This is a genomic window from Streptomyces sp. NPDC048496 (genome assembly GCF_043200055.1).
GTDB lineage: Bacteria > Actinomycetota > Actinomycetes > Streptomycetales > Streptomycetaceae > Streptomyces.
Genome location: NZ_JBICXB010000016.1, coordinates 12,757 through 30,970, shown reverse-complemented (window position 1 = coordinate 30,970; position 18,214 = coordinate 12,757). Strand labels below are relative to the sequence as shown.

Annotated in this window: 16 protein-coding genes, 2 pseudogenes and 1 riboswitch; of the genes and pseudogenes, 15 read left to right on the top strand and 3 right to left on the bottom strand. The window is 69.9% G+C overall.

Features of this window, described 5'->3' with window-relative positions; translation table 11 throughout:
- Nucleotides 1–347: 347 nt before the first annotated feature.
- Both ACGFSA_RS17300 and ACGFSA_RS17295 read left to right on the top strand, forming a co-directional pair.
- Entirely contained in the window at nt 348–1,094 is a 747-nt protein-coding gene (locus ACGFSA_RS17300) for an HNH endonuclease family protein (protein ID WP_393305131.1), read from the top strand.
- Between the two features lie 285 nt (nt 1,095–1,379).
- Nucleotides 1,380–1,472 (top strand): annotated as a pseudogene (locus ACGFSA_RS17295) (N-acetyltransferase); the annotation flags it as partial.
- 90 nt (nt 1,473–1,562) lie between these two features.
- On the opposite strand, the gene ACGFSA_RS17290 reads toward ACGFSA_RS17295, so the two are convergent.
- Both ACGFSA_RS17290 and ACGFSA_RS17285 read right to left on the bottom strand, forming a co-directional pair.
- Complete coding sequence (locus ACGFSA_RS17290) at nt 1,563–2,306, bottom strand: hypothetical protein (protein WP_393304990.1); 744 nt, start codon at nt 2,304–2,306, stop codon at nt 1,563–1,565.
- 74 nt (nt 2,307–2,380) lie between these two features.
- The gene (locus tag ACGFSA_RS17285; protein WP_393304988.1) at nt 2,381–2,779 is read right to left on the bottom strand and encodes a hypothetical protein; all 399 of its coding nucleotides are present in this window, start codon (nt 2,777–2,779) and stop codon (nt 2,381–2,383) included.
- Between the two features lie 207 nt (nt 2,780–2,986).
- On the opposite strand from ACGFSA_RS17285, the gene ACGFSA_RS17280 reads away from it, so the two are divergent.
- The 6 genes from ACGFSA_RS17280 to ACGFSA_RS17255 all read left to right on the top strand — a co-directional run bounded on the left by ACGFSA_RS17280 (nt 2,987) and on the right by ACGFSA_RS17255 (nt 9,565).
- Nucleotides 2,987–5,149 (top strand): N-6 DNA methylase, encoded by a 2,163-nt coding sequence (locus ACGFSA_RS17280; protein ID WP_393304986.1) that lies wholly within the window; start codon nt 2,987–2,989, stop codon nt 5,147–5,149.
- A gap of 120 nt (nt 5,150–5,269) precedes the next feature.
- Nucleotides 5,270–5,923, top strand: coding sequence for a hypothetical protein (locus tag ACGFSA_RS17275; protein ID WP_393304984.1), 654 nt, complete (start codon nt 5,270–5,272; stop codon nt 5,921–5,923).
- Nucleotides 5,920–7,461 carry a protein kinase gene (locus ACGFSA_RS17270; protein WP_393304982.1) on the top strand — a complete coding sequence of 514 codons (1,542 nt, stop codon included), beginning with the start codon at nt 5,920–5,922 and terminating at the stop codon, nt 7,459–7,461. Before ACGFSA_RS17275 ends, ACGFSA_RS17270 begins: the two co-directional genes overlap by 4 nt.
- A 290-nt stretch (nt 7,462–7,751) precedes the next feature.
- A complete protein-coding gene (locus ACGFSA_RS17265) occupies nt 7,752–8,585 on the top strand; it encodes a glycoside hydrolase domain-containing protein (protein ID WP_393304980.1) in 834 nt (277 codons plus the stop codon).
- Nucleotides 8,586–8,852: 267 nt separating this feature from the next.
- Nucleotides 8,853–9,227, top strand: a complete 375-nt coding sequence (locus ACGFSA_RS17260) for a type II toxin-antitoxin system RelE/ParE family toxin (RefSeq protein WP_393304978.1) — start codon at nt 8,853–8,855, stop codon at nt 9,225–9,227.
- On the top strand, nt 9,224–9,565 hold the full coding sequence (locus ACGFSA_RS17255; RefSeq protein ID WP_393304976.1) for a helix-turn-helix domain-containing protein: 342 nt from the start codon (nt 9,224–9,226) through the stop codon (nt 9,563–9,565). The genes ACGFSA_RS17260 and ACGFSA_RS17255 overlap by 4 nt, the downstream gene beginning before the upstream one ends.
- Here ACGFSA_RS17255 and ACGFSA_RS17250 read toward each other — a convergent pair.
- Nucleotides 9,552–11,180 (bottom strand): annotated as a pseudogene (locus ACGFSA_RS17250) (YfhO family protein); the annotation flags it as partial. The gene ACGFSA_RS17255 and the pseudogene ACGFSA_RS17250 sit on opposite strands and share 14 nt — an antisense overlap.
- 133 nt (nt 11,181–11,313) lie before the next feature.
- Between ACGFSA_RS17250 and ACGFSA_RS17245 the strand changes: the two are divergent.
- From ACGFSA_RS17245 to ACGFSA_RS17215, 7 genes are all read left to right on the top strand, one after another.
- Complete coding sequence (locus ACGFSA_RS17245) at nt 11,314–12,270, top strand: glycosyltransferase family 2 protein (RefSeq protein WP_393304974.1); 957 nt, start codon at nt 11,314–11,316, stop codon at nt 12,268–12,270.
- The gene (locus ACGFSA_RS17240) at nt 12,267–12,656 is read left to right on the top strand and encodes a GtrA family protein (RefSeq protein ID WP_393304972.1); all 390 of its coding nucleotides are present in this window, start codon (nt 12,267–12,269) and stop codon (nt 12,654–12,656) included. Before ACGFSA_RS17245 ends, ACGFSA_RS17240 begins: the two co-directional genes overlap by 4 nt.
- A gap of 126 nt (nt 12,657–12,782) precedes the next feature.
- The gene (locus tag ACGFSA_RS17235; protein ID WP_393304970.1) at nt 12,783–13,439 is read left to right on the top strand and encodes a SurA N-terminal domain-containing protein; all 657 of its coding nucleotides are present in this window, start codon (nt 12,783–12,785) and stop codon (nt 13,437–13,439) included.
- Between the two features lie 142 nt (nt 13,440–13,581).
- The gene (locus ACGFSA_RS17230; RefSeq protein ID WP_393304968.1) at nt 13,582–14,544 is read left to right on the top strand and encodes a nucleoside triphosphate pyrophosphohydrolase; all 963 of its coding nucleotides are present in this window, start codon (nt 13,582–13,584) and stop codon (nt 14,542–14,544) included.
- Between the two features lie 9 nt (nt 14,545–14,553).
- A complete protein-coding gene (locus ACGFSA_RS17225) occupies nt 14,554–15,831 on the top strand; it encodes a cytochrome P450 (RefSeq protein ID WP_393304966.1) in 1,278 nt (425 codons plus the stop codon).
- A gap of 105 nt (nt 15,832–15,936) precedes the next feature.
- Complete coding sequence (locus ACGFSA_RS17220; protein ID WP_393304964.1) at nt 15,937–16,860, top strand: transglycosylase family protein; 924 nt, start codon at nt 15,937–15,939, stop codon at nt 16,858–16,860.
- A 300-nt stretch (nt 16,861–17,160) separates the two neighbouring features.
- A riboswitch (cyclic di-AMP (ydaO/yuaA leader) is annotated at nt 17,161–17,332 on the top strand.
- Nucleotides 17,333–17,335: 3 nt separating this feature from the next.
- The gene (locus tag ACGFSA_RS17215) at nt 17,336–18,067 is read left to right on the top strand and encodes a transglycosylase family protein (RefSeq protein ID WP_393304962.1); all 732 of its coding nucleotides are present in this window, start codon (nt 17,336–17,338) and stop codon (nt 18,065–18,067) included.
- Nucleotides 18,068–18,214: the final 147 nt, after the last annotated feature.

Genomic DNA, 18,214 nt, shown 5'->3' with positions numbered 1-18,214 from the left:
AGACGTGGCCATCGGCACACTTCCACTCTCCCCCGCCGCGAGCTACATGTTCCTCAACCCCAACACCTCGTTGGGGTTCCGGTCGCCCACCAGGCCGTTCGGACACACCCCGGCGGGTGCTCGGCGCGGCGGAGCGGGAGCAGCTCGTGGAACTGCTGAGGCCGTTGTGGGTGACGACGCTCGGCATCGGAAAGGTGTGAGGCGCGGTGCGGTGTGATTCGGGCCGCATCCGGCTCCTGTGGCGGTCTTGAGTACCCGTCAGCGGGAAGACGTCCGTAGGATCACGGGGTTCGGCTTTCTCCCCGTCAGGACGGTTTCGAGTGATATCTTCCCGCGCGTACCGAGTGATGCTGCCCGCCCTGAGCGCGGCGACCGTGCTGTCCCTGGCGGGCTGCGACCCCGAGGGCGTGACCGCCGAGGGCAGCAGGAGTGGGCGGCAGGGCAGCGGTTCCGCGGGCGGCTTCGGCGCCAGCCCGCTGAACAACCCCGACGGCACGAAGCCGGGCCTCGCACCCCTCACCACCGAGGCGGACCGGGCCGCCGCCCGGAAGGTCATCGAGAAGGTGAGCACCAAGGGGCGCGGACCGAAGACCGGTTACGCGCGAGACGAGTTCGGCTACGCTTGGAAGGACTCGGTCGACGGTGTCCCGCTGTCCCGCAACGGCTGTGACACCCGTAACGACCTCCTCGCCAGGGACGGCAAGGACGTGAAGTTCCGGTCCGGTTCGGACTGTGTGGTCGTGTCGATGACTCTGAAGGATCCGTACACCGGCTCGACCATCGACTGGAGCAAGCAGCAGGCGACCAAGGTCCAGATCGACCATGTCATGCCGCTCTCGTACGACTGGCAGATGGGCGCCGCGCGCTGGAACGACGCCAAGCGGCAGCAGATCGCCAACGACCCGCTCAACCTCATTCCGGTGGACGGTCCGGCCAACAACGCCAAGCGGGACTCCGGTCCCGCCTCCTGGCTGCCGCCGTACAAGCAGATCCGCTGCTCCTACGCGGTGCGGTTCGCGCAGGTGTCGCTGAAGTACGAACTGCCGGTGACGACCGCCGACAAGCAGGCCATGCTGGAGCAGTGCGGGGGCTGACAGGGCCGGGCGGCTGAGAAGCCGTCGCGGACGAGGCCCCCGCGTGGACGCTCTGCCGGGAGGACGGGGCGCCGGGTGCGGGTCGGCCGGTCGGCCCCCTCCATGCCGCACCGCAGAATTCGGTGGCCGACAGGAATACCGCTGCCTGGCGTGGGGCGGATGGAGCCGACCATCACCACGCTTGCCGCGCGCCCCGAGCTTGCCCGGCCCATGGGCGAGATGCCCGAAACCTGGCAGGAGTTCGTCCTTGAGGACTTGGTGGGCCGGGCGAACCATCCCAGATCGCCGTCGGGGGCGCTGGTACCGGTGCAGTGCTCGGTGGCTCATGGGTACGCGGTGTATGTGGAGCCCAACGTATGGGTCCGACACCGCGTGTAGACGCCGGCTGTGGGCGCCGGGCGTAGACGCCTGGAAGGCAGCCGCCCGTGACGGCGCAGCCCTCCGGGCGTCAGAGCGTACGGGTGGGGGTCAGCCGGCAGGCTTGTCCGGGTCGACGATGTCCTTGGCGGCCGGCTCCTTCACCACGACGGGCTTGTCGAACTCGGAGAGCTTCATCGTCATCGGCTCCTTGCCGCCCTTCGCGTCGACCTTGAGCACGTACGGGGCGCCCTCGGTGGCCACCAGCATCGTGTAGGTGCCTTCGCTGTCCTTCTCGGTGAGGCGCAGCGCCCGCCGGCCGTCGACGGTGGTCTCGCCGCTCTTGCGCGCCGCATTGTCGTTCGTCTCGAAGTCCTTCAGCAGCGTGTCCAGGTCGCAGAATTCGAGCAGGTCCTTGTTGTCGGCGTCCGAGGCCTTCGACTTCATCCAGTGGCCGGCAAGCATGTCGACCGCGGCGTCGACGTCCGCGGCGGGCTCGCCCTTGGACTGCTCGCGCAGCATCGCCTCGTCGAACTTCGTGTAGAGCGTGTCACCGGTCTTGCGGATCTCCATGGTGCCTGCCGGGCCGATGGACATCGTTCCGGTGCAGGTGCCGGAGGTGCTCATGGCGAAGTGGGCGGAGATCGGTCCGTCGGCCGTCGTCATGTCGACGGCGATCTTCATGGACTTCGCCTTCTTCGTGGTTCTGAGCGCCTTGTTGGCGACTTCGGGGCCCGACATGTCCGCGAAGGGGCCGGCGGTCTTGCCGGGCGATGTGTCGGCGCCGCAGGCGGTCAGGCCGAGGACGGTGAGGGCGCAGAGGGTGTTGACGGCGGTACGGGCGAGAAGACGCACGGGAGAGAGCTCCGTGAGGTGAGGAGGGGGCGGGGGACGCGTGGGGAAAGTGGTGGGCGGGCTTCGCGGGTGCGTCAGCGATGGGCTGGGCGCGGATCGGCGGAGGGATACGAAGCGGTGACCTGCGCCGGTGTGGTGTCGGCGGCGGACGTCTTGGTCACGAGCACCGCGCCGACGCCTGAGAGGGTCAGCGCGATCACGCCGAGCACGGCTCCGAAGGTCGTCGTCCCACGATTGGTGGCCTCGCCGCGGCTGGTGCGGCCCCGGCCGGCCAGGCCGAGGGCGAGAGCGAGCAGACCCAGCGCCGCCGCGAGCCAGAAGAGCACCCAGACCAGGCCCACGACACTGCCGGTGATACCGAGGACGAGCGCCGTGGTGCCCAGCCCGTTGTGCACCGGACGCTCGCCCGGTGCGTGAGCGGGGGCGTACGCCCGCTGTTTCTGCGGCGGCGCTGGTTCGGGGTACCCGGACATGACTGGGCCCTTCGGTGAATTTCGACAAGGGGTGTGAACGGTCCGCCGCATCCCTGGAGATGTGGCGACAGATCAATAAGACCAGGACTTGTGAACCGAGTCAACACGGTTCACGCATTGCGGTCTTTGTCGTGCTGTGAACCGATGTGATCGAGCGGAGATCGGTATGCTCACCCACACAGCGCCGACGGATCAGGGAGACAGTCAGTGCCGGAGAACTCGACAGAGGTGACCGCGGCCGGCATCGCCCGGCTCGCGGGCGTGGGACGCGCCGCCGTCAGCAACTGGCGCCGTCGGCACGCCGACTTCCCCAAGCCCGTCGGCGGCACCGAGACGAGCCCGTCCTTCGCGCTGTGCGAGGTCGAGCAGTGGCTGCGCGACCAGGGCAAGCTCGCGGAGGTCCCGCTCCGTGAACGGGTCTGGCAGCAGCTCGCGGGACACCCCGCCGGCCCGGTCCCCGCCCTGGTCCACACGGGCTGCGCCCTGTTGTTCCTGCGGAACAGCCCCACCGCCTGGCGGGAGATCGTCGCCGTGTCGGACGAGGCGATGGCCGGTGTCCTGTCCCTCGCCCTCGATGATCTGCTCGCCGCCCGCTTCGGACCGGCCGCCGAACCCGGGCGGGCTGTTCACACCCCCGGCCGCGCGGAGCTGCTCCTGTCCATTCCGCTGCTCCGGGGCGCCGCGGAGCTCGCCACGGAGAACGGTGTCCGGGAGACCTTCGAGTTCCTGCTCGGCCGCCAACTGGCCGCCAACCCACGCCAGTACACACTCACCCCGCCCGAGCTCGCCGAACTGATGGCCGCCCTGGTGGGGACCGGGAAGCAGCCCGCCCGCACGGTCCTCGACCCGGCCTCGGGCACCGGCGCCCTGCTGCGCGCTGTCGGCCACCCGACCGCCCTGTACGCGCAGGAGACCGACCCCGACCTCGCCGCGCTCACCGCGCTGCGGCTCGCCCTGCACACCGGCTCCGGCAACGGCTGCGCCCTCGCGGTGCGGACCGGTGACACCCTGCGCGCCGACGCCTTCCCGCAGCTCGCCGCCGACGCCGTGCTCTGCCACCCGCCGTTCAACGAGCGCAACTGGGGTCACGACGAGCTCGCCTACGACCCGCGCTGGGAGTACGGCTTCCCGGCCCGTACCGAGTCCGAACTCGCCTGGGTCCAGCACGCCCTGGCCCATCTGCGCGAGGGCGGCACCGCCGTACTCCTGATGCCCCCGGCTGCCGCTTCGCGCCGTTCCGGCCGCCGGATCCGCGCCGATCTGCTGCGCCGCGGCGCCCTGCGCGCCGTCATCGCGCTCCCCGCCGGCGCCGCACCCCCGTACGGCATCCCGCTCCACCTCTGGGTGCTGCGCAAGCCCGGCAGTGGCCTGCACCCCTCGCCCGAACTGCTGCTCGTGGACACTGCCGAACCCGCCGAGTCCCCCTCGGCGGGTCCCGTGGCAGCCGCCCCGTCCGGCGGACGCGACCGGCTCGACTGGCATGCGGTGCACCGCGCCGTGCTCGACGCCTGGCAGTCGTTCGAGGGCGCGGGTGCGGGTGCGGGCGACCGTGTGGACGCGGACCGGACCGGCCGTGCGGACCGGACCGATCCCGGACGCCCGCGCGGGGCCCGGCCGCGCGCCAGCCGCGCCGTGCCCGTCATCGAACTCCTCGACGACGACGTGGACCTGGCTCCGGCCCGCCACCTGCCGCCTCCGGCAGCCGCGGGCGGGCCGGCCGAACTGATCCGCGTACGGGAACGGCTCACCGAGACACTCGGCCTCACCCGCGCCCTCACCCCGCCGGCCGTGGCCCTCTCCGACCCGGCCCACTGGCCGCTCACCACCGTCGGTGAACTCGCCCGCGCCGGGGCCCTCCAACTGCGCACCGGAGGCTCCGGCACCGGCCCGGTGCCCGTCCTCACGGAACACGATGTCCTCGGCTCCACGGCACCTTCGGGAAGCCTCCCTGCCGACGGCCCCCCCGAGGAGCCGGTCATCGTCGAACCGGGCGATGTCGTCGTCCCCGTGCTCGGCGGCGGCTCCGCCGCGCGCGTCATCGACGACGCCACCGCGGGTGCCGCACTGGGGCGCAACCTCCAGCTGCTGCGCCCCGATCGGGCCGCCCTCGATCCCTGGTTCCTCGCCGGATTCCTGCGCGGCACCGCCAACAACCGCCAGGCCAGCAGCTACGCCTCCACCGCCACCCGGCTGGACGCCCGCCGTCTCCAACTGCCCCGGCTGCCGCTCGCGGAGCAGCAGAGGTACGGGGAACGGTTCCGTGTCCTGGCCGAGTTCGAGGACGCGCTCCGGCTGGCCGGCCGGCTCGGCGGACAACTGGTCCAGGGGATGTACGACGGGCTGACGGACGGCACGGTCGCGGCGCAGTGAGTCGATCCACAACGGTTCCGTACAACCCGGGGTCCGTTGTCGGTGTCGCCCTTTACGCTCGGATCTGCGTACACGCAGCGTGTGCGCGGACGTTCAACGACCAGGTCTCCAGGAGCAGCCATGTACGCCCCGGGTCATCCGCCGACTCCGCCGCGCCGGGTTCCCAGCCGGGCCTGGATCGTCTCGATGCGTGTGCTGTTCTTCGCACTCTCGGTGTGCTCGCTCGGACTGCTGCTGTGGAGCCCGCTGCTCCGTCTCGCGTTCGTGCGCCGCCGGACGTCCGACTGGTGGCTGACCGGGGCCGGTTTCGTGTTCGTCTTTGTGCTCCTGTCGATCCTCGGCAGGGACGGCAGCGACGACCCCACCGGCATCGACAACGTCCTCATACCGCTGCTGCTGGTGATGATGGTGGCTGCTCCCGCGTATTACCTGGTCGCGGACATCCGTCACTACGAACAGCTCACGAAGCGGAACTTCCCGGGCGGGTACGGTCCCTCGGTGCCGGGGTACGGATACGCGCCCACTGTGCCGATGCACGTGCAGGCCCCCGCTCCCGTCCCCGCGCCCATGCCCGTACAACAACAGCCGCCGCTGCGTCAGCCGATGGATCCGGTGCAGCCGCCCGCCGCATCGCCGCAGCAGTATCAGCAGCCGCAGCCTCCCCCCACGGCTCACCCCCAGCAGTACCCGCACCCCCGGCCCCAGCGCATCGACCAGGTCCGCGCCGAGCTCGACGAGTTGAGCGACTACCTCCGTAAGGAGGAAGGCCGGTGAGCGGCCGCCTCATCGGTGGGCGATACCAGTTGGCGACCATTCTCGGCCAGGGCGGCATGGGCCAGGTCTGGACGGCCTACGACCAGCGCCTGGACCGCCGGGTCGCGGTGAAGCTGCTCCGCCCCGACCGGGTCACCGGCCCCATCGGCAGCGAGGCCGCGGGTGAGCTGCGCCGCCGCTTCGTCCGCGAGTGCCGGGTCACCGCCCAGGTCGACCACCCGGGCCTGGTCACCGTCCATGACGCGGGCAGCGACGGCGACGACCTGTACCTCGTCATGCAGTACGTCGAGGGCGCCGACCTCGCCGACCATCTCGCCGAGCACGACCCGTACCCCTGGCAGTGGTCTGTCGCGGTCGCCGCCCAGCTCTGCGCCGTCCTCTGTGCCGTGCACGCGGTGCCGATCGTCCACCGCGACCTCAAGCCCCGCAATGTGATGGTGCGTCCGGACGGCACCGTCACCGTCCTCGACCTCGGCGTCGCCTCCGTCCTGGACACCGACACCACCCGTCTCACCCACACCGGTTCGCCGATCGGCTCCCCGGCCTACATGGCCCCTGAGCAGGCGATGGGCGGCGTCGTCGGCCCGTACACCGATCTGTACGCACTCGGTGCGCTCCTCCACGAACTCCTCAGCGGCGACGTGCCGTTCGCGGGATCGACCGCCCTCGGAGTGCTGCACCGCCACCTCTACGAGCCACCGCTCCCGGTCCGCCGGATCCGCCCCGACATCCCTGAGCCGCTCGAAGCGCTGGTGCTGCGGCTGCTGGCCAAGGACCCCCAGCACCGCCCGTCCGGTGCTCAGGAGGTGTACGAAGACCTCGCCCCGCTGCTCCCCACCCGGGGCGCCGGGCTCCCGGCAGGACCGCTCGACCCGACCCGCCCCTTCCTGCGCCCGCACGCCCCGTGGCCCGACCGCGCCACCACCACCGCGCCCCCGCCCCCGGCCGCGCCCGCCCCGGCGGCCGCCCGGCCCGATGTCGCAGCCGCCGTCGACGACGTCAAGAAACTGCTCGGAGAGGGCCGCATCACCCAGGCCGTGGACATCCTCGGCTCGATCCTCCCGGTCGCGGCCGAACAGCACGGCGAGGACTCCACCGTGGTCCGCATCCTGCGCAAGCAGTACGCGGCGACGCTGATGGACGACGGCCAGTACCGCCGAGCCCTGCCCGAACTGCGCCGCCTCGCCGACGACCGCGCCGCGGAGGCCGGCCCGGCCGACGCCCAGACACTCCAGTTCCGCTACGACGCGGCCCAGTGCCTGGAACAGCTCGGCGAACCGGCCGCCGCGCTCGCGGAGTACCGCGCGGTTCTCCCGTACTACGAGAACCACCACGCCACGGGCAACGACCCGGCCCGCTCCTTCGAGATCCGCAACCGCATCGGGCAGCTGCTGCTCGCGGTCGGCGACCATGTGGCGGCACGCGTCCAGCTGCAGGGGCTGCTGTACGACACGGAACGGGCGTACGGACCGCACCATCCGCTGCCGGTGGAGCTGCGTCGCCGCCTCGACCGCCAGGTGGAGGTGCACGGCGGCTGACGGGGACCTACCAGGGACGCGGTGGCAGGGCCGATCGCTGTAGCGCCGGCGTAGGAACCGGAGAGCCGAGGTCTGGCGCTCGCCTGGAGAGGGCCGACGGGCCCCGGCGTAGGCGGTGAAAGCAATGAGCACGCCAAATTTCTGTAATGGCTGTACGGAATGCCTCATTCGTCGGCGAACCGCCGACCGCGGCATGAGACCGTGATCTGCCGCCGGGGCGGCTGACGACTCGCCTGCCCCGTCGGCCTCTCACTTTTTCGAGCCTTCTTCCGAGCACTGTCGAGGTCTTTGTGCCTTCTCACCGCATATCCAAGAAGCGTCGCCGTATCTCCCTGGCCGTGGCCGGCGTCGCCGTTCTCGCCGGTGGCGCGTTCGCCGCCGAGGCCGCCACCGCCACCACCGTCACCAGGCCCGCGCCGAAGATCTACACCGGGCATGTCTTCGACACCTGCACCGCGCCGTCGCTGACCACCATGAAGGGCTGGTACAGCTCCTCCGTGTACCACGGTGCCGCCGTGTACGTCGGCGGGAAGAACCGCGGCTGCGCACAGCCCAACCTCACCGCGTCCTGGGTGAAGTCCGTCAGCGCCACCGGGTGGAAGCTGGTCCCGCTGTACGTCGGCGCGCAGCCGCCGTGCCAGACGAGCGCCAACCCCGAGAAGATGACCGCCGCCAACGCCGCCTCACTGGCCGTCACCGACGCCAACGACGCCGTGGCGAAGGAGGCCGCGCTCGGTATGAAGCCGGGCAGCCCCGTCTACCTGGACATGGAGTACTTCGACCCGAAGAACACCTCCTGCGTGAACACGGTGCTCACCTACATCCGGTCGTTCGACAAGACGGTCAAGGCGAAGGGGTACTGGTCCGGCTTCTACGGCTTCAGCAACTCCAGCGCCGCCGTCGTGGCCAACGCCACGAACCGTACGGACCTGCCGGAGATCCTCTGGTACGCCCGTTACGACGACGTGTACTCCACCACCACGGGCTTCCCGTACGCGTCGACGCTGTACACCGGGCACCGCCGCGGCCACCAGTACGCCGTCAACAAGAAGGTGACGCACACCGGCGGCACGCTCACGATCGACCGGAACGCCTGGGACGCCCCGGTCGCGATCGTGGGCTAGTTCCCGGAGGCCGGGTCCCGTCGTCGTCGCCGCGCTCCCCACACTCCCGTCGCCGGCAGGGCGAGCACCGCGCCCAGCCGACGGAGGTGGCGCGGGTGGGGACCGGGGTGGCGACCAGGCCCAGGCAGCTGTTGGCGGGGCGGCCCTGGCGGCTCCAGCCGGCGATGCGGGGTGCTTCATGGGATCGCAGGCGCCACCGCCGTCCCGCTGCGGCGTGCGGGCAGCGCAGCGCTGCGGATTCATATAGATTTTTGTATAATCACTACCGTGAGTGGTCCCTGGCAGATCGAGATCGAGCCGGAAGTCCGGCGTTGGCTGGAACTGCTTTCGGACGCCCAGTACGACAAGGCCGAACGGGCGGCCGACATGCTCGCCGCCCAGCCGACCACTCTGGGGGAGCCGTACTCGCGCCACCTCGGCGGCAAAGTACGCGAGCTGCGTTTCACCATGGACGCCAACGCCGTGCGCATCACCTACTGGCTGGCTCCTGACCGGCGCATCGTGCTGCTGACAGTGTTCCGTAAGACCAGGCAGCGCGAGACGAGCGAGGTCGAGCGTGCGCAGCAGGCACAGAAGTCGTGCGAGGCGGACCACGGTTCCGCGGAGCACAGCTACGACCGGATCGAGGAGGAGAATCCGTGAACCACTCCCAGTGGAAGACCCGCCGGACAAGGAAGCTCCTGGGAGAGTCGGTCGAGGAGTCCCCGGCCTACCGGGAAGCCGGGTATGCGTTCGCACTTGGCCAGGCCGTCTACGACCGCCGTATCGAACTCGGTCTGTCGCAGACCGAACTTGCGCGGCACGCAGGCATGACCCAGCCGCAGATCTCTCACATCGAGGGCGGCGACTCCGTGCCGACCCTGCAACTGCTCACTCGCCTCGCCAAGGCCCTGGACGCGTCGCTGACCATCGACCTCGACGGCGATACCTCGACTTTTGTGTTCACCCCGCACGACGGCCGAGGACGATCGCGTCCGTGACCGGGTTGTCGAGGCTCTGCACGGCCCGGCCGCCCGACGTCCACCCGCCGCCCAGCGCACGCAGGGTGCGGGTCAGCACGGCCGGCGTATGGCTGCTGTAGTACGCGGCGCCCTGCCCGCCCACCAGCAGCGGATCGTTCACGGTGGTCTGCTCACGGCCGGCGTCGGTGCGATAGCGCGGCCAGCCGTCGGCGCCCGCGACGGCGGCCGCCTGTATCCGCTGCCGCTCGCCCCAGGGCGCGTAGTGGTCGAGCCGGTTCAGCTTCTGCCCGTCGGCGAACGCAGTGGTCGCGGCGGCCTGCCCGGCCTGTGCGCCGATCAGCAGCACGGCGGCGAGCACCGCGAACCTGCGGCCGCGGCCGACCAGCAGCAGTGCGCCCACTGCCGCCACCAGACCGGCCGCGAACAGCGGATATGTCCACCGCGTGACCAGGTCGCTGAAGCCGGCCCCGGCCGCGATCAGCACCAGCACCGTGCCCCCGCCGAGCAGCGCCCGCCACCCCGGCCGGTCGTACGAGACCGAGATCCATGCTGCGATCACGACCAGCCCGGCCAGCACGAACGTCTGCCGGTACGGACTGCCGTTGGGCGTGGCGAACGCATGCCAGAGCAGATGGGTCGGCCCCCACTGCAACGACAGCGCGACCCCTGCCACCAGCCCTGCCCATGCCCACCGCTCGCGCCGCGGCACGGACCGCTGGAATGCCAGCGCACAGGCCAGGAGCAGGGTGCCCGTACCGAGGAAGAGCGCCGGAGTGAAGAAGCTGTACGTGGCGGGCAGCAGCCGGGCGAACACATCGGGCCAGGCGGCGGGCGCGAACGTACGGTCCCAGCCGGGGTAGGCGTGCTTCGTGCCAAGATAGACGGGAATCAGGATCGGCGCCGCGAGACCGATCCCCACCCCGACCGTGCGGACCGCCCGCACCAGCCCCCGGCCCACCGCCCGCCGGTCGTCCCGCTCCGTGAAGAACCGCACCGCGAGCACCAGCGCGGCCCCGAGCGTGGCCATGTAGGCCGTATAGAAGTTGGCCACCCACACCACCGCGACGAGCAACGGCGCGGCGATGCGGTGGCGTCCCGTCCGGGCCCACTCCCCGGCCAGGCAGAGCAGCGGCAGGGCGACCAGACCGTCCAGCCACATCGGGTTGTACGACGCCTCGACGACCGACCAGCCGCACAGCGCGTACGAACCACCGAGCATCCCCGCCACCCACCAGCGTCCGCCGCGCAGCGTCAGCAGCAGCAGGGCCATGAGCGCCGCGGCCGACGCCATTTTCAGGACCGTCAGCACGTACGCCGCGAGGTCGATGCGGTCTCGCGGAAAGACCCCGACGAGCAGCGCGAACGGGCTGGTCAGATAGGTGCCGAGGTCCGGCAGGAAGCTGGTCCCGTATCCGGACGACCAATTCAGGAACAGCCCGCCGTCAGCGTTTCCGTGCAGCAGGTCCCAGAGCCGGGTGTGGAACGGAACGAACTGGTTTCCGAGGTCATTGACGCTCCTGGTATGCGGCCCGAACGGAAAGCCGCGGGCCGCCGCATCGCCCGCGCACACGGTGACGGCGGTGATCAGTGCGGCGAGCCCGGCCGCGGCCGGGCGGGGGCGAAAGATCGGCATACGGAGGAATATGGCAGCCACGGGCGAGTGAACAGTGTCGAATTGTTTCCTCCGTAGTTCAATTCACGTAATGGATGCTCACTAGCCATGTGAAGCATGTTTATCTGACTGACCGACAGGGTGAGGTACTCCCTTGCTGATCTCGCTGGTGGTGCCTTGTTTCAACGAGGAGGAGATCCTCGGACGCTTCCATGCGCGTGTGACGGAGCAGATGACGCGGCTGGGGCATGATTTCCAGCTGGTCTACGTCGATGACGGCAGCGCGGACCGCACGCTTCCGGTTCTGGAGGAACTGGCCGCCGCCGACCCGCGGATCCGCTACCTCTCCTTCAGCCGGAACTTCGGCAAGGAGGCCGCCATGCTCGCAGGCCTCCAGCACGCCGACGGCGACGCGGTCGTCATCATGGACGCCGACCTCCAGCACCCGCCGGAGCTCATCGGCCGCATGCTGGACGAGCACGCCCACGGCTACGACCAGGTCATCGCCCGCCGCACCCGCAAGGGCGACCGTCTCACCCGCACCCTCGGCGCCCGCGCCTACTACTGGCTGATCAATCGCCTGGTGGACGTGGAACTGGTCGACGGCGTCGGCGACTTCCGGCTGCTGTCCCGGCGTACCGTCGACGCCGTCCTCGAACTCACCGAGTGCAACCGGTTCTCCAAGGGACTGTTCGCCTGGGTCGGATTCCCGACGACGACCTTCGGTTACGAGAATGCCGTCCGCGAGCAGGGCAGCTCCACCTGGACCTTCGGGAAGCTCCTCAACTACGGACTCGACGGGCTGCTCTCGTTCAACAACAAGCCACTGCGCGCAGCGTTGTACCTGGGCATGGTGCTGATGTCCGTCGCGCTCGCCTATGCCGCCTGGATCGTCGGATTCGCCCTGGTGAAAGGCGTGGACACGCCCGGCTATGTCACGCTCATCGTCGTGGTCACGGCTCTTGCCGGGGTGCAGATGGTGATAGTGGGTGTGGTCGGTGAGTACGTCGGCCGCATCTACTACGAGGTGAAGCGGCGCCCGCACTTCCTGGTGAAGGCCGACAATACCGCCGTACCGAATCAGCAGGCCCGGGAGTTCGTACGCCGATGACGGTCCGGGCGCAGATGATCCGCTTCGCACTCGTCGGCGTCGCGAATACCGGTACGTATTACGGCTCCTATCTGGCCCTGCTGACCAGGCTGCCGTATCTGGCCGCGCATGCGATCGCGTTCGCATCGAGCATGACCGGCTCGTTCCTGCTGAACTCGTACTTCACCTACCGGACCCGCCCCACCTGGCGGAAGTTCCTGCTCTTCCCGCTGACCAACGCCGCCAGTTTCACCGTCACGACCGGGGGTGTCTGGCTGCTGGTCGACCTCGCCGGATTCAGCAGCCGTTACGCACCGCTGGTCGCGGCGGTGGCGGCCATCCCGATCACGTTCGTGGTCTCCCGCACGATCATGCTGCGGCCGGAAACGGCCGTGGAGGGGCAGTGAACGGGCCCACATCCCCAACTCCTCCCGAATCGTTGGTCGAATCGGTGGCCGGGATCACGTCCACTGCCTAACATCGATCACCGCAAGGTCTTGTGCACCGCCGCACAATCTCCCCGGGAGGCTCCTTTGCACCGCCGCCGTCGCACCGCGCTCGTCGTCTCCGCCGCCATGCTCGTCGCGGCGCCGCTTCTCTCCGCCTGCGGCAGCCAGGCCCACCCAGGTGCCGCAGCCGTGGTCGGCGGAGACCGCATCGAGGTGTCCACCGTGCAGGCCCAGGTGGCGGACGTACGCACCGCGCAGAACAAGTCCGACCAGTCCGTCCAGCTCATCAACAGGTCCGGGCAGCTCAGCCGGGCCAAGCTGCACGGGATGATCTTCGACCGGATCCTGGACAAGGCCGCCGCGGACGCGGGAGTCACGGTCAGCCGCAAGGAGGTCCAGGAGATGCGGCAGTCGGCGGTCTCCCAGTCCGGGGGAGAGGCACAGCTGCGGGCGATGATGCTGCAGCAGAGCTGGGTCGCCCCGAACCAGATCGATGCTGTCCTGCGCGAGCAGGTCCAGCTGTCGAAGATCGCCCAGGCGTTCGGTGCCGACCTGCAGCAGCCCGCCGGGCAGAAGGCCGTCGGCGATGCGCTCAGCGCGGCGTCGAAGTCGCTGCACATCGACGTCAACCCGCGCTTCGGTACCTGGGACAACAAGCAGACCCAGCTCGCCGAGTACAAGGCCCCGTGGATCACCCAGGTCACCAAGCCGGCCCAGCAGGAAGCCCCGGCCGGCGCCTAGGGTCTTCCGTTCGGATCGTGCCGGACCCCGCGAGCCCGGCATGATCCGAACGAGAGGTGTCCGGCCGGTCGGGCCGGTCGCCCAGCCCCTGGCGCACCTCCCGGCAAAACAGTGCCGGTCACGGCACGAGTAGGTTGGTGGGGTGAACGCTGAAGACCCCGGTCGTATCGTCCTGCTCACCGCCAGCCACCGGGTCGCGCCCGGACTGCTGTCCTGGCCCGCCTGGCAGACGCTGCACGCCGCCGACCGGGTGCTCTGCGCCGAGTCCGACCACCCGCAGCTGCCGTACCTGTGCGAGGCGGGCGTCACCGTCGAGCACACCGCGCCCACCGCGCAGGAACTCGTCGACGCCTGCGCGGGCGGCCGGACCGTCGTGGTCGTGACCAGCGGTGAGGGCAATCAGCCGCTGACGGACGGGCTGGCCCGGCTGGCCGGCTCGGGCCGGGTGCAGATGCCGAACCTGGAGCTGCTGCCCGGTTCGTACGATCTGCCCGGCGCCCGCCTTCTCGACCTCGTCCAGGTCATGGACCGGATCAGGGCCGAATGCCCGTGGACCTCGCAGAAGACCCATGAGGGGCTTGCCAAGTACGCCATCGAGGAGGCGTACGAACTCGTCGAGGCGATCGAGGACGGCGACCGCGACGAACTGCGCGAGGAACTCGGTGACGTCCTTCTCCAGGTCGTCTTCCACGCCCGGATCGCGGAGGAGGACACGGACGAGCCGTTCTCCGTCGACGATGTCGCCGCGACCCTCGTCGAGAAGCTGATCCACCGCCATCCGCATGTCTTCGGTGACGAGACCGCCGAGACCCCGGAGGACGTCCACGCGCACTGGCTGCGTACCAAGGCCATCGAGAAGCAGCGCGACTCGGTCACGGACGGCGTCCCGCTCGGGCAGCCCGGACTGGCGCTGGCCGCGAAGCTGGCGAGCCGGGTCCGTGCCGCCGGACTCGATGTGCCGCTCCCGACGGGCGACAGCATCGGCTACGAACTCCTCGCCCTGGCCGTACGCGCGGAACAGGACGGCACGGACCCCGAGGCCGCCCTGCGCGCCGCGGGCCGCGCCTACCGGGACGCGATCCTCGCCGCCGAGGCCAACGGATAACGTCAGGGGGTGAACGACAGCCCCGCCGACGCCCCCGAACTCTTCACCTGGGAGTTCGCCACCGACCCGTACCCGGCCTACGCCTGGCTGCGCGAGCACAGCCCCGTGCACCGCACCGCGCTGCCCAGCGGGGTCGAGGCATGGCTCGTGACGCGGTACGAGGACGCCCGGCAGGCCCTCGCCGACGCCCGGCTCTCCAAGAACCCTGCGCACCACGACGAGCCGGCGCACGCCAAGGGGAAGACCGGCATCCCGGGCGAGCGCAAGGCGGAGCTGATGACGCATCTGCTGAACATCGACCCGCCCGACCACACCAGGCTGCGCCGGCTGGTCTCGAAGGCGTTCACGCCGCGCCGGGTCGCCGAGTTCGCCCCGCGCGTCCAGGAGCTGACGGACCGCCTCATCGACAACTTCATCGAGGAGGGATCCGCGGACCTCATCCACGACTTCGCGTTCCCGCTCCCCATCTATGCGATCTGCGACCTGCTCGGCGTCCCGCGCGAGGACCAGGACGACTTCCGGGACTGGGCGGGGATGATGATCCGCCACGGCGGCGGTCCCCGCGGCGGGGTGGCCCGGTCGGTGAAGAAGATGCGCGGCTATCTCGCGGAGCTCATCCACCGGAAGCGGGAGAACCCGGGGGAGGACCTGATCTCGGGGCTGATCCGGGCCAGTGACCACGGCGAGCACCTCACCGAGAACGAGGCCGCCGCCATGGCCTTCATCCTCCTCTTCGCGGGATTCGAGACGACGGTCAACCTCATCGGCAACGGGGTGTACGCCCTGCTGCGCAATCCGGAGCAGCGGGAGCGGCTGCAGCGCTCGCTCGACGCGGGGGAGACAGAGCTGCTGGAGACCGGTATCGAGGAACTGCTGCGGTACGACGGTCCGGTGGAGCTGGCGACCTGGCGGTTCGCCACCGAGCCGCTGACCCTCGGCGGGCAGCGGATCGCGGCGGGTGACCCCGTACTGGTGGTGCTCGCCGCCGCCGACCGGGACCCGGAACGGTTTGCGAACCCGGACACGCTGGACCTCGCGCGGCGTGACAATCAGCACCTGGGATACGGGCACGGCATCCATTACTGCCTGGGAGCACCACTGGCCCGACTGGAGGGGCAGGCTGCCCTGGCCACGCTGTTGAGGCGCCTCCCGGACCTGCGGCTTGCGGTGGAACCTACCGATGTGCGGTGGCGTGGCGGACTCATCATGCGTGGACTGCGCACGCTTCCGGTGGAGTTCGGTCCCGGCCGGCGTTCCGACGACAGTGACACCCTGTCAACCCTGTGACTTTCACGTGATCTGCGCTGCATCGACTTGTGACAAGCGTTCGAGTGCCGCTACGTTCACCGTTCGACTCACCAGTCACTTGTCAGTCACACGGAAGGCAATCCCATGGGCTCCGCGAACGGCAGACACCGTCGCCCTCGCCAGGCACCCGCGATCGTCGTCGCCGCAGGCGTGACCGGTTCGGCCATCGCTATTCCCCTGCTCGGCGCGGCCGGTGCGCACGCGGCCGACGCCACGACCTGGGACCGGGTCGCGGAGTGCGAGAGCGGCGGCATGTGGAGCGCCGACCTCGGCAACGGCTTCTATGGCGGTCTTCAGTTCTCGCAGGACGCCTGGAAGGCGTACGGCGGTGAGGCGTACGCCGCGCGCGCGGACCTCGCCAGCCGCGCGCAGCAGATAGCGGTCGCCGAGAAGGTCCTGGAGGACCAGGGGCCGAAGGCGTGGCCCAGCTGTTCGGGCATCTCCGGGCTCACGGAGGACGGGGTGTTGCCGGGGGTGGACCCGGGAATCGTGCCGTCGGCCGAACCGGCGAAGGGCGGGGACGCGTCCGAGGCGCCGTCCGCCAAGGCGCCCGCCAAGGCGTCGCACAAGGCGTCGGGCAAGGCGTCGGGCAATGCGTCGGGCAAGGCGTCGCACAAGCCGTCGGCAGAGCCGTCAGCCACATCACCGTCCAAGAAGTCCGATTCGTCCGACTCGCCCCAGAAGTCCGACTCCCCCGGAAATGAGGCGGGCGGCAAGCATCGCGGCGCGCCGGCCTCCGAGGTGAGTCAGGGCGCGGGCAGGGGTGGTGGCCGGGACTCGGGCCGACATGCTTCCCGCGGTAACAGTGAGGGGCGCGACACGCGCGCGGTGGCGGCCGACAGTGATTACACCGTCCGGCCGGGCGACAACCTCTCGGCGATTGCTGACGCACAGAAGGTTCCCGGCGGATGGCCCGCTCTCTACGAGGCGAACAAGGGTGCGGTCGGCGGCGACCCGGACCTCATCCTGCCTGGCCAGAGCCTCGATCTCAGCGTGAAGTCGGAGTGAGAGCAGTCTGATAAACGGCTATAAGTACCCCAAAAACCGGGGTAGTTCAGGGGCCTATGTCCGCTTATGCGTAAGTGAGACATGGGTCTCTTTGCGTCAATTGGCGTGTCGCGCCTGCCGGGTCTGTCCGTATCGCCCCTCACCTGCGAAAACGCTGCGCATTCGGATGCAGGTAAGGACTGATTGTCCGTTATGCCCATCTTTGAATGTCGAGGTTGCATACGTTTACGGTCGGAACCGCTCGCACCGCGGGCCCCGTCGACCGTCACGCCGAATCCTGCCGTCGGTCGAAGGGAACAGACGCGTAAAGCGCCGTAGGCAGGAGCGGGGGACCCAGGTAAGCCGCCGGGCCCGATGGTCGAAAGACCGTCAGGACCGGCTCGGGGTGAAGTCGCGTGCTAGGACATGCGACCGGGCAACTCACTTGGCCCGAACCCGACAGCTCACCTCGTAGGCGTCGGTGAGGAGAAGTTCCATGCTGCTGAACAGCAAGGGCAAGCACCGTCGCCCGTCCAAGGCCGTCCGTGTCGCCACGCTCGCCGGTGTCGCCGGTGCCGCCATCGCCGCTCCCCTGATGGGTGCGACCGGTGCCTCCGCCGCCTCCGTCGCCACGTGGGACGCCGTCGCCCAGTGCGAGTCCGGTGGCAACTGGTCCATCAACACCGGCAACGGCTACTACGGCGGCCTGCAGTTCTCGCAGTCCAGCTGGGCCGCCGCCGGTGGTACGCAGTACGCCCCGCGTGCCGACCTCGCCACCAAGGCTCAGCAGATCGCCACCGCCGAGAAGCTCCTCGCCATGCAGGGCCCGGGTGCCTGGGGCTGTGCCGGCGCGGGTCGCCTCACCAACGACGGTGTCGACCCGGGTGTCGACACCGGCTCCACCGCGCAGCAGAGCGCCCCGGCGCAGCAGTCGAAGCAGGCCGCGCCGAAGCAGGCCGCGCCGAAGCCGGCCGAGCGCACCGAGGCCCCCGCCGCCTCCCGCGCGGACCGCGGCACCGCCCCCAAGAAGACCGTCACCACGCCGACCGGCGAGAAGGTCGCCAAGGGCGACGGCGAGTACAAGGTGAAGTCCGGCGACTCGCTCAGCGAGATCGCCGCGCAGCACAAGGTGAAGGGCGGCTGGCAGCAGCTCTTCAAGCTGAACAAGGACATCGTCGCGGACGCCGACCTGATCTACCCGGGTCAGCAGCTCCACCTGACGAAGTAGGGCGAGCGCTCCGTGGACACGGGCTCCCCGTGGACACGGGCTCTCTCCTCCCCAAGCACCCCGACCCGGCGCGGATTCCCCCGTACGCGCCGGGTCGGGGTTTCTCGTATTCACCGTTCAACTGTTGTCGTTACCGTCCAGTAGAAA

Excerpts from the sequence above, each read along its gene's own strand:
- ACGFSA_RS17300 (WP_393305131.1), top strand. The coding sequence starts at position 348 with ATGCTGCCCGCCCTGAGCGCGGCGACCGTGCTGTCCCTGGCGGGCTGC.
- ACGFSA_RS17275 (WP_393304984.1), top strand. The coding sequence starts at position 5,270 with ATGTACGCCCCGGGTCATCCGCCGACTCCGCCGCGCCGGGTTCCCAGC.
- ACGFSA_RS17240 (WP_393304972.1), top strand. The coding sequence starts at position 12,267 with ATGACGGTCCGGGCGCAGATGATCCGCTTCGCACTCGTCGGCGTCGCG.
- ACGFSA_RS17215 (WP_393304962.1), top strand. The coding sequence starts at position 17,336 with ATGCTGCTGAACAGCAAGGGCAAGCACCGTCGCCCGTCCAAGGCCGTC.
- ACGFSA_RS17220 (WP_393304964.1), top strand. The coding sequence starts at position 15,937 with ATGGGCTCCGCGAACGGCAGACACCGTCGCCCTCGCCAGGCACCCGCG.
- ACGFSA_RS17285 (WP_393304988.1), bottom strand. The coding sequence starts at position 2,779 with ATGTCCGGGTACCCCGAACCAGCGCCGCCGCAGAAACAGCGGGCGTAC.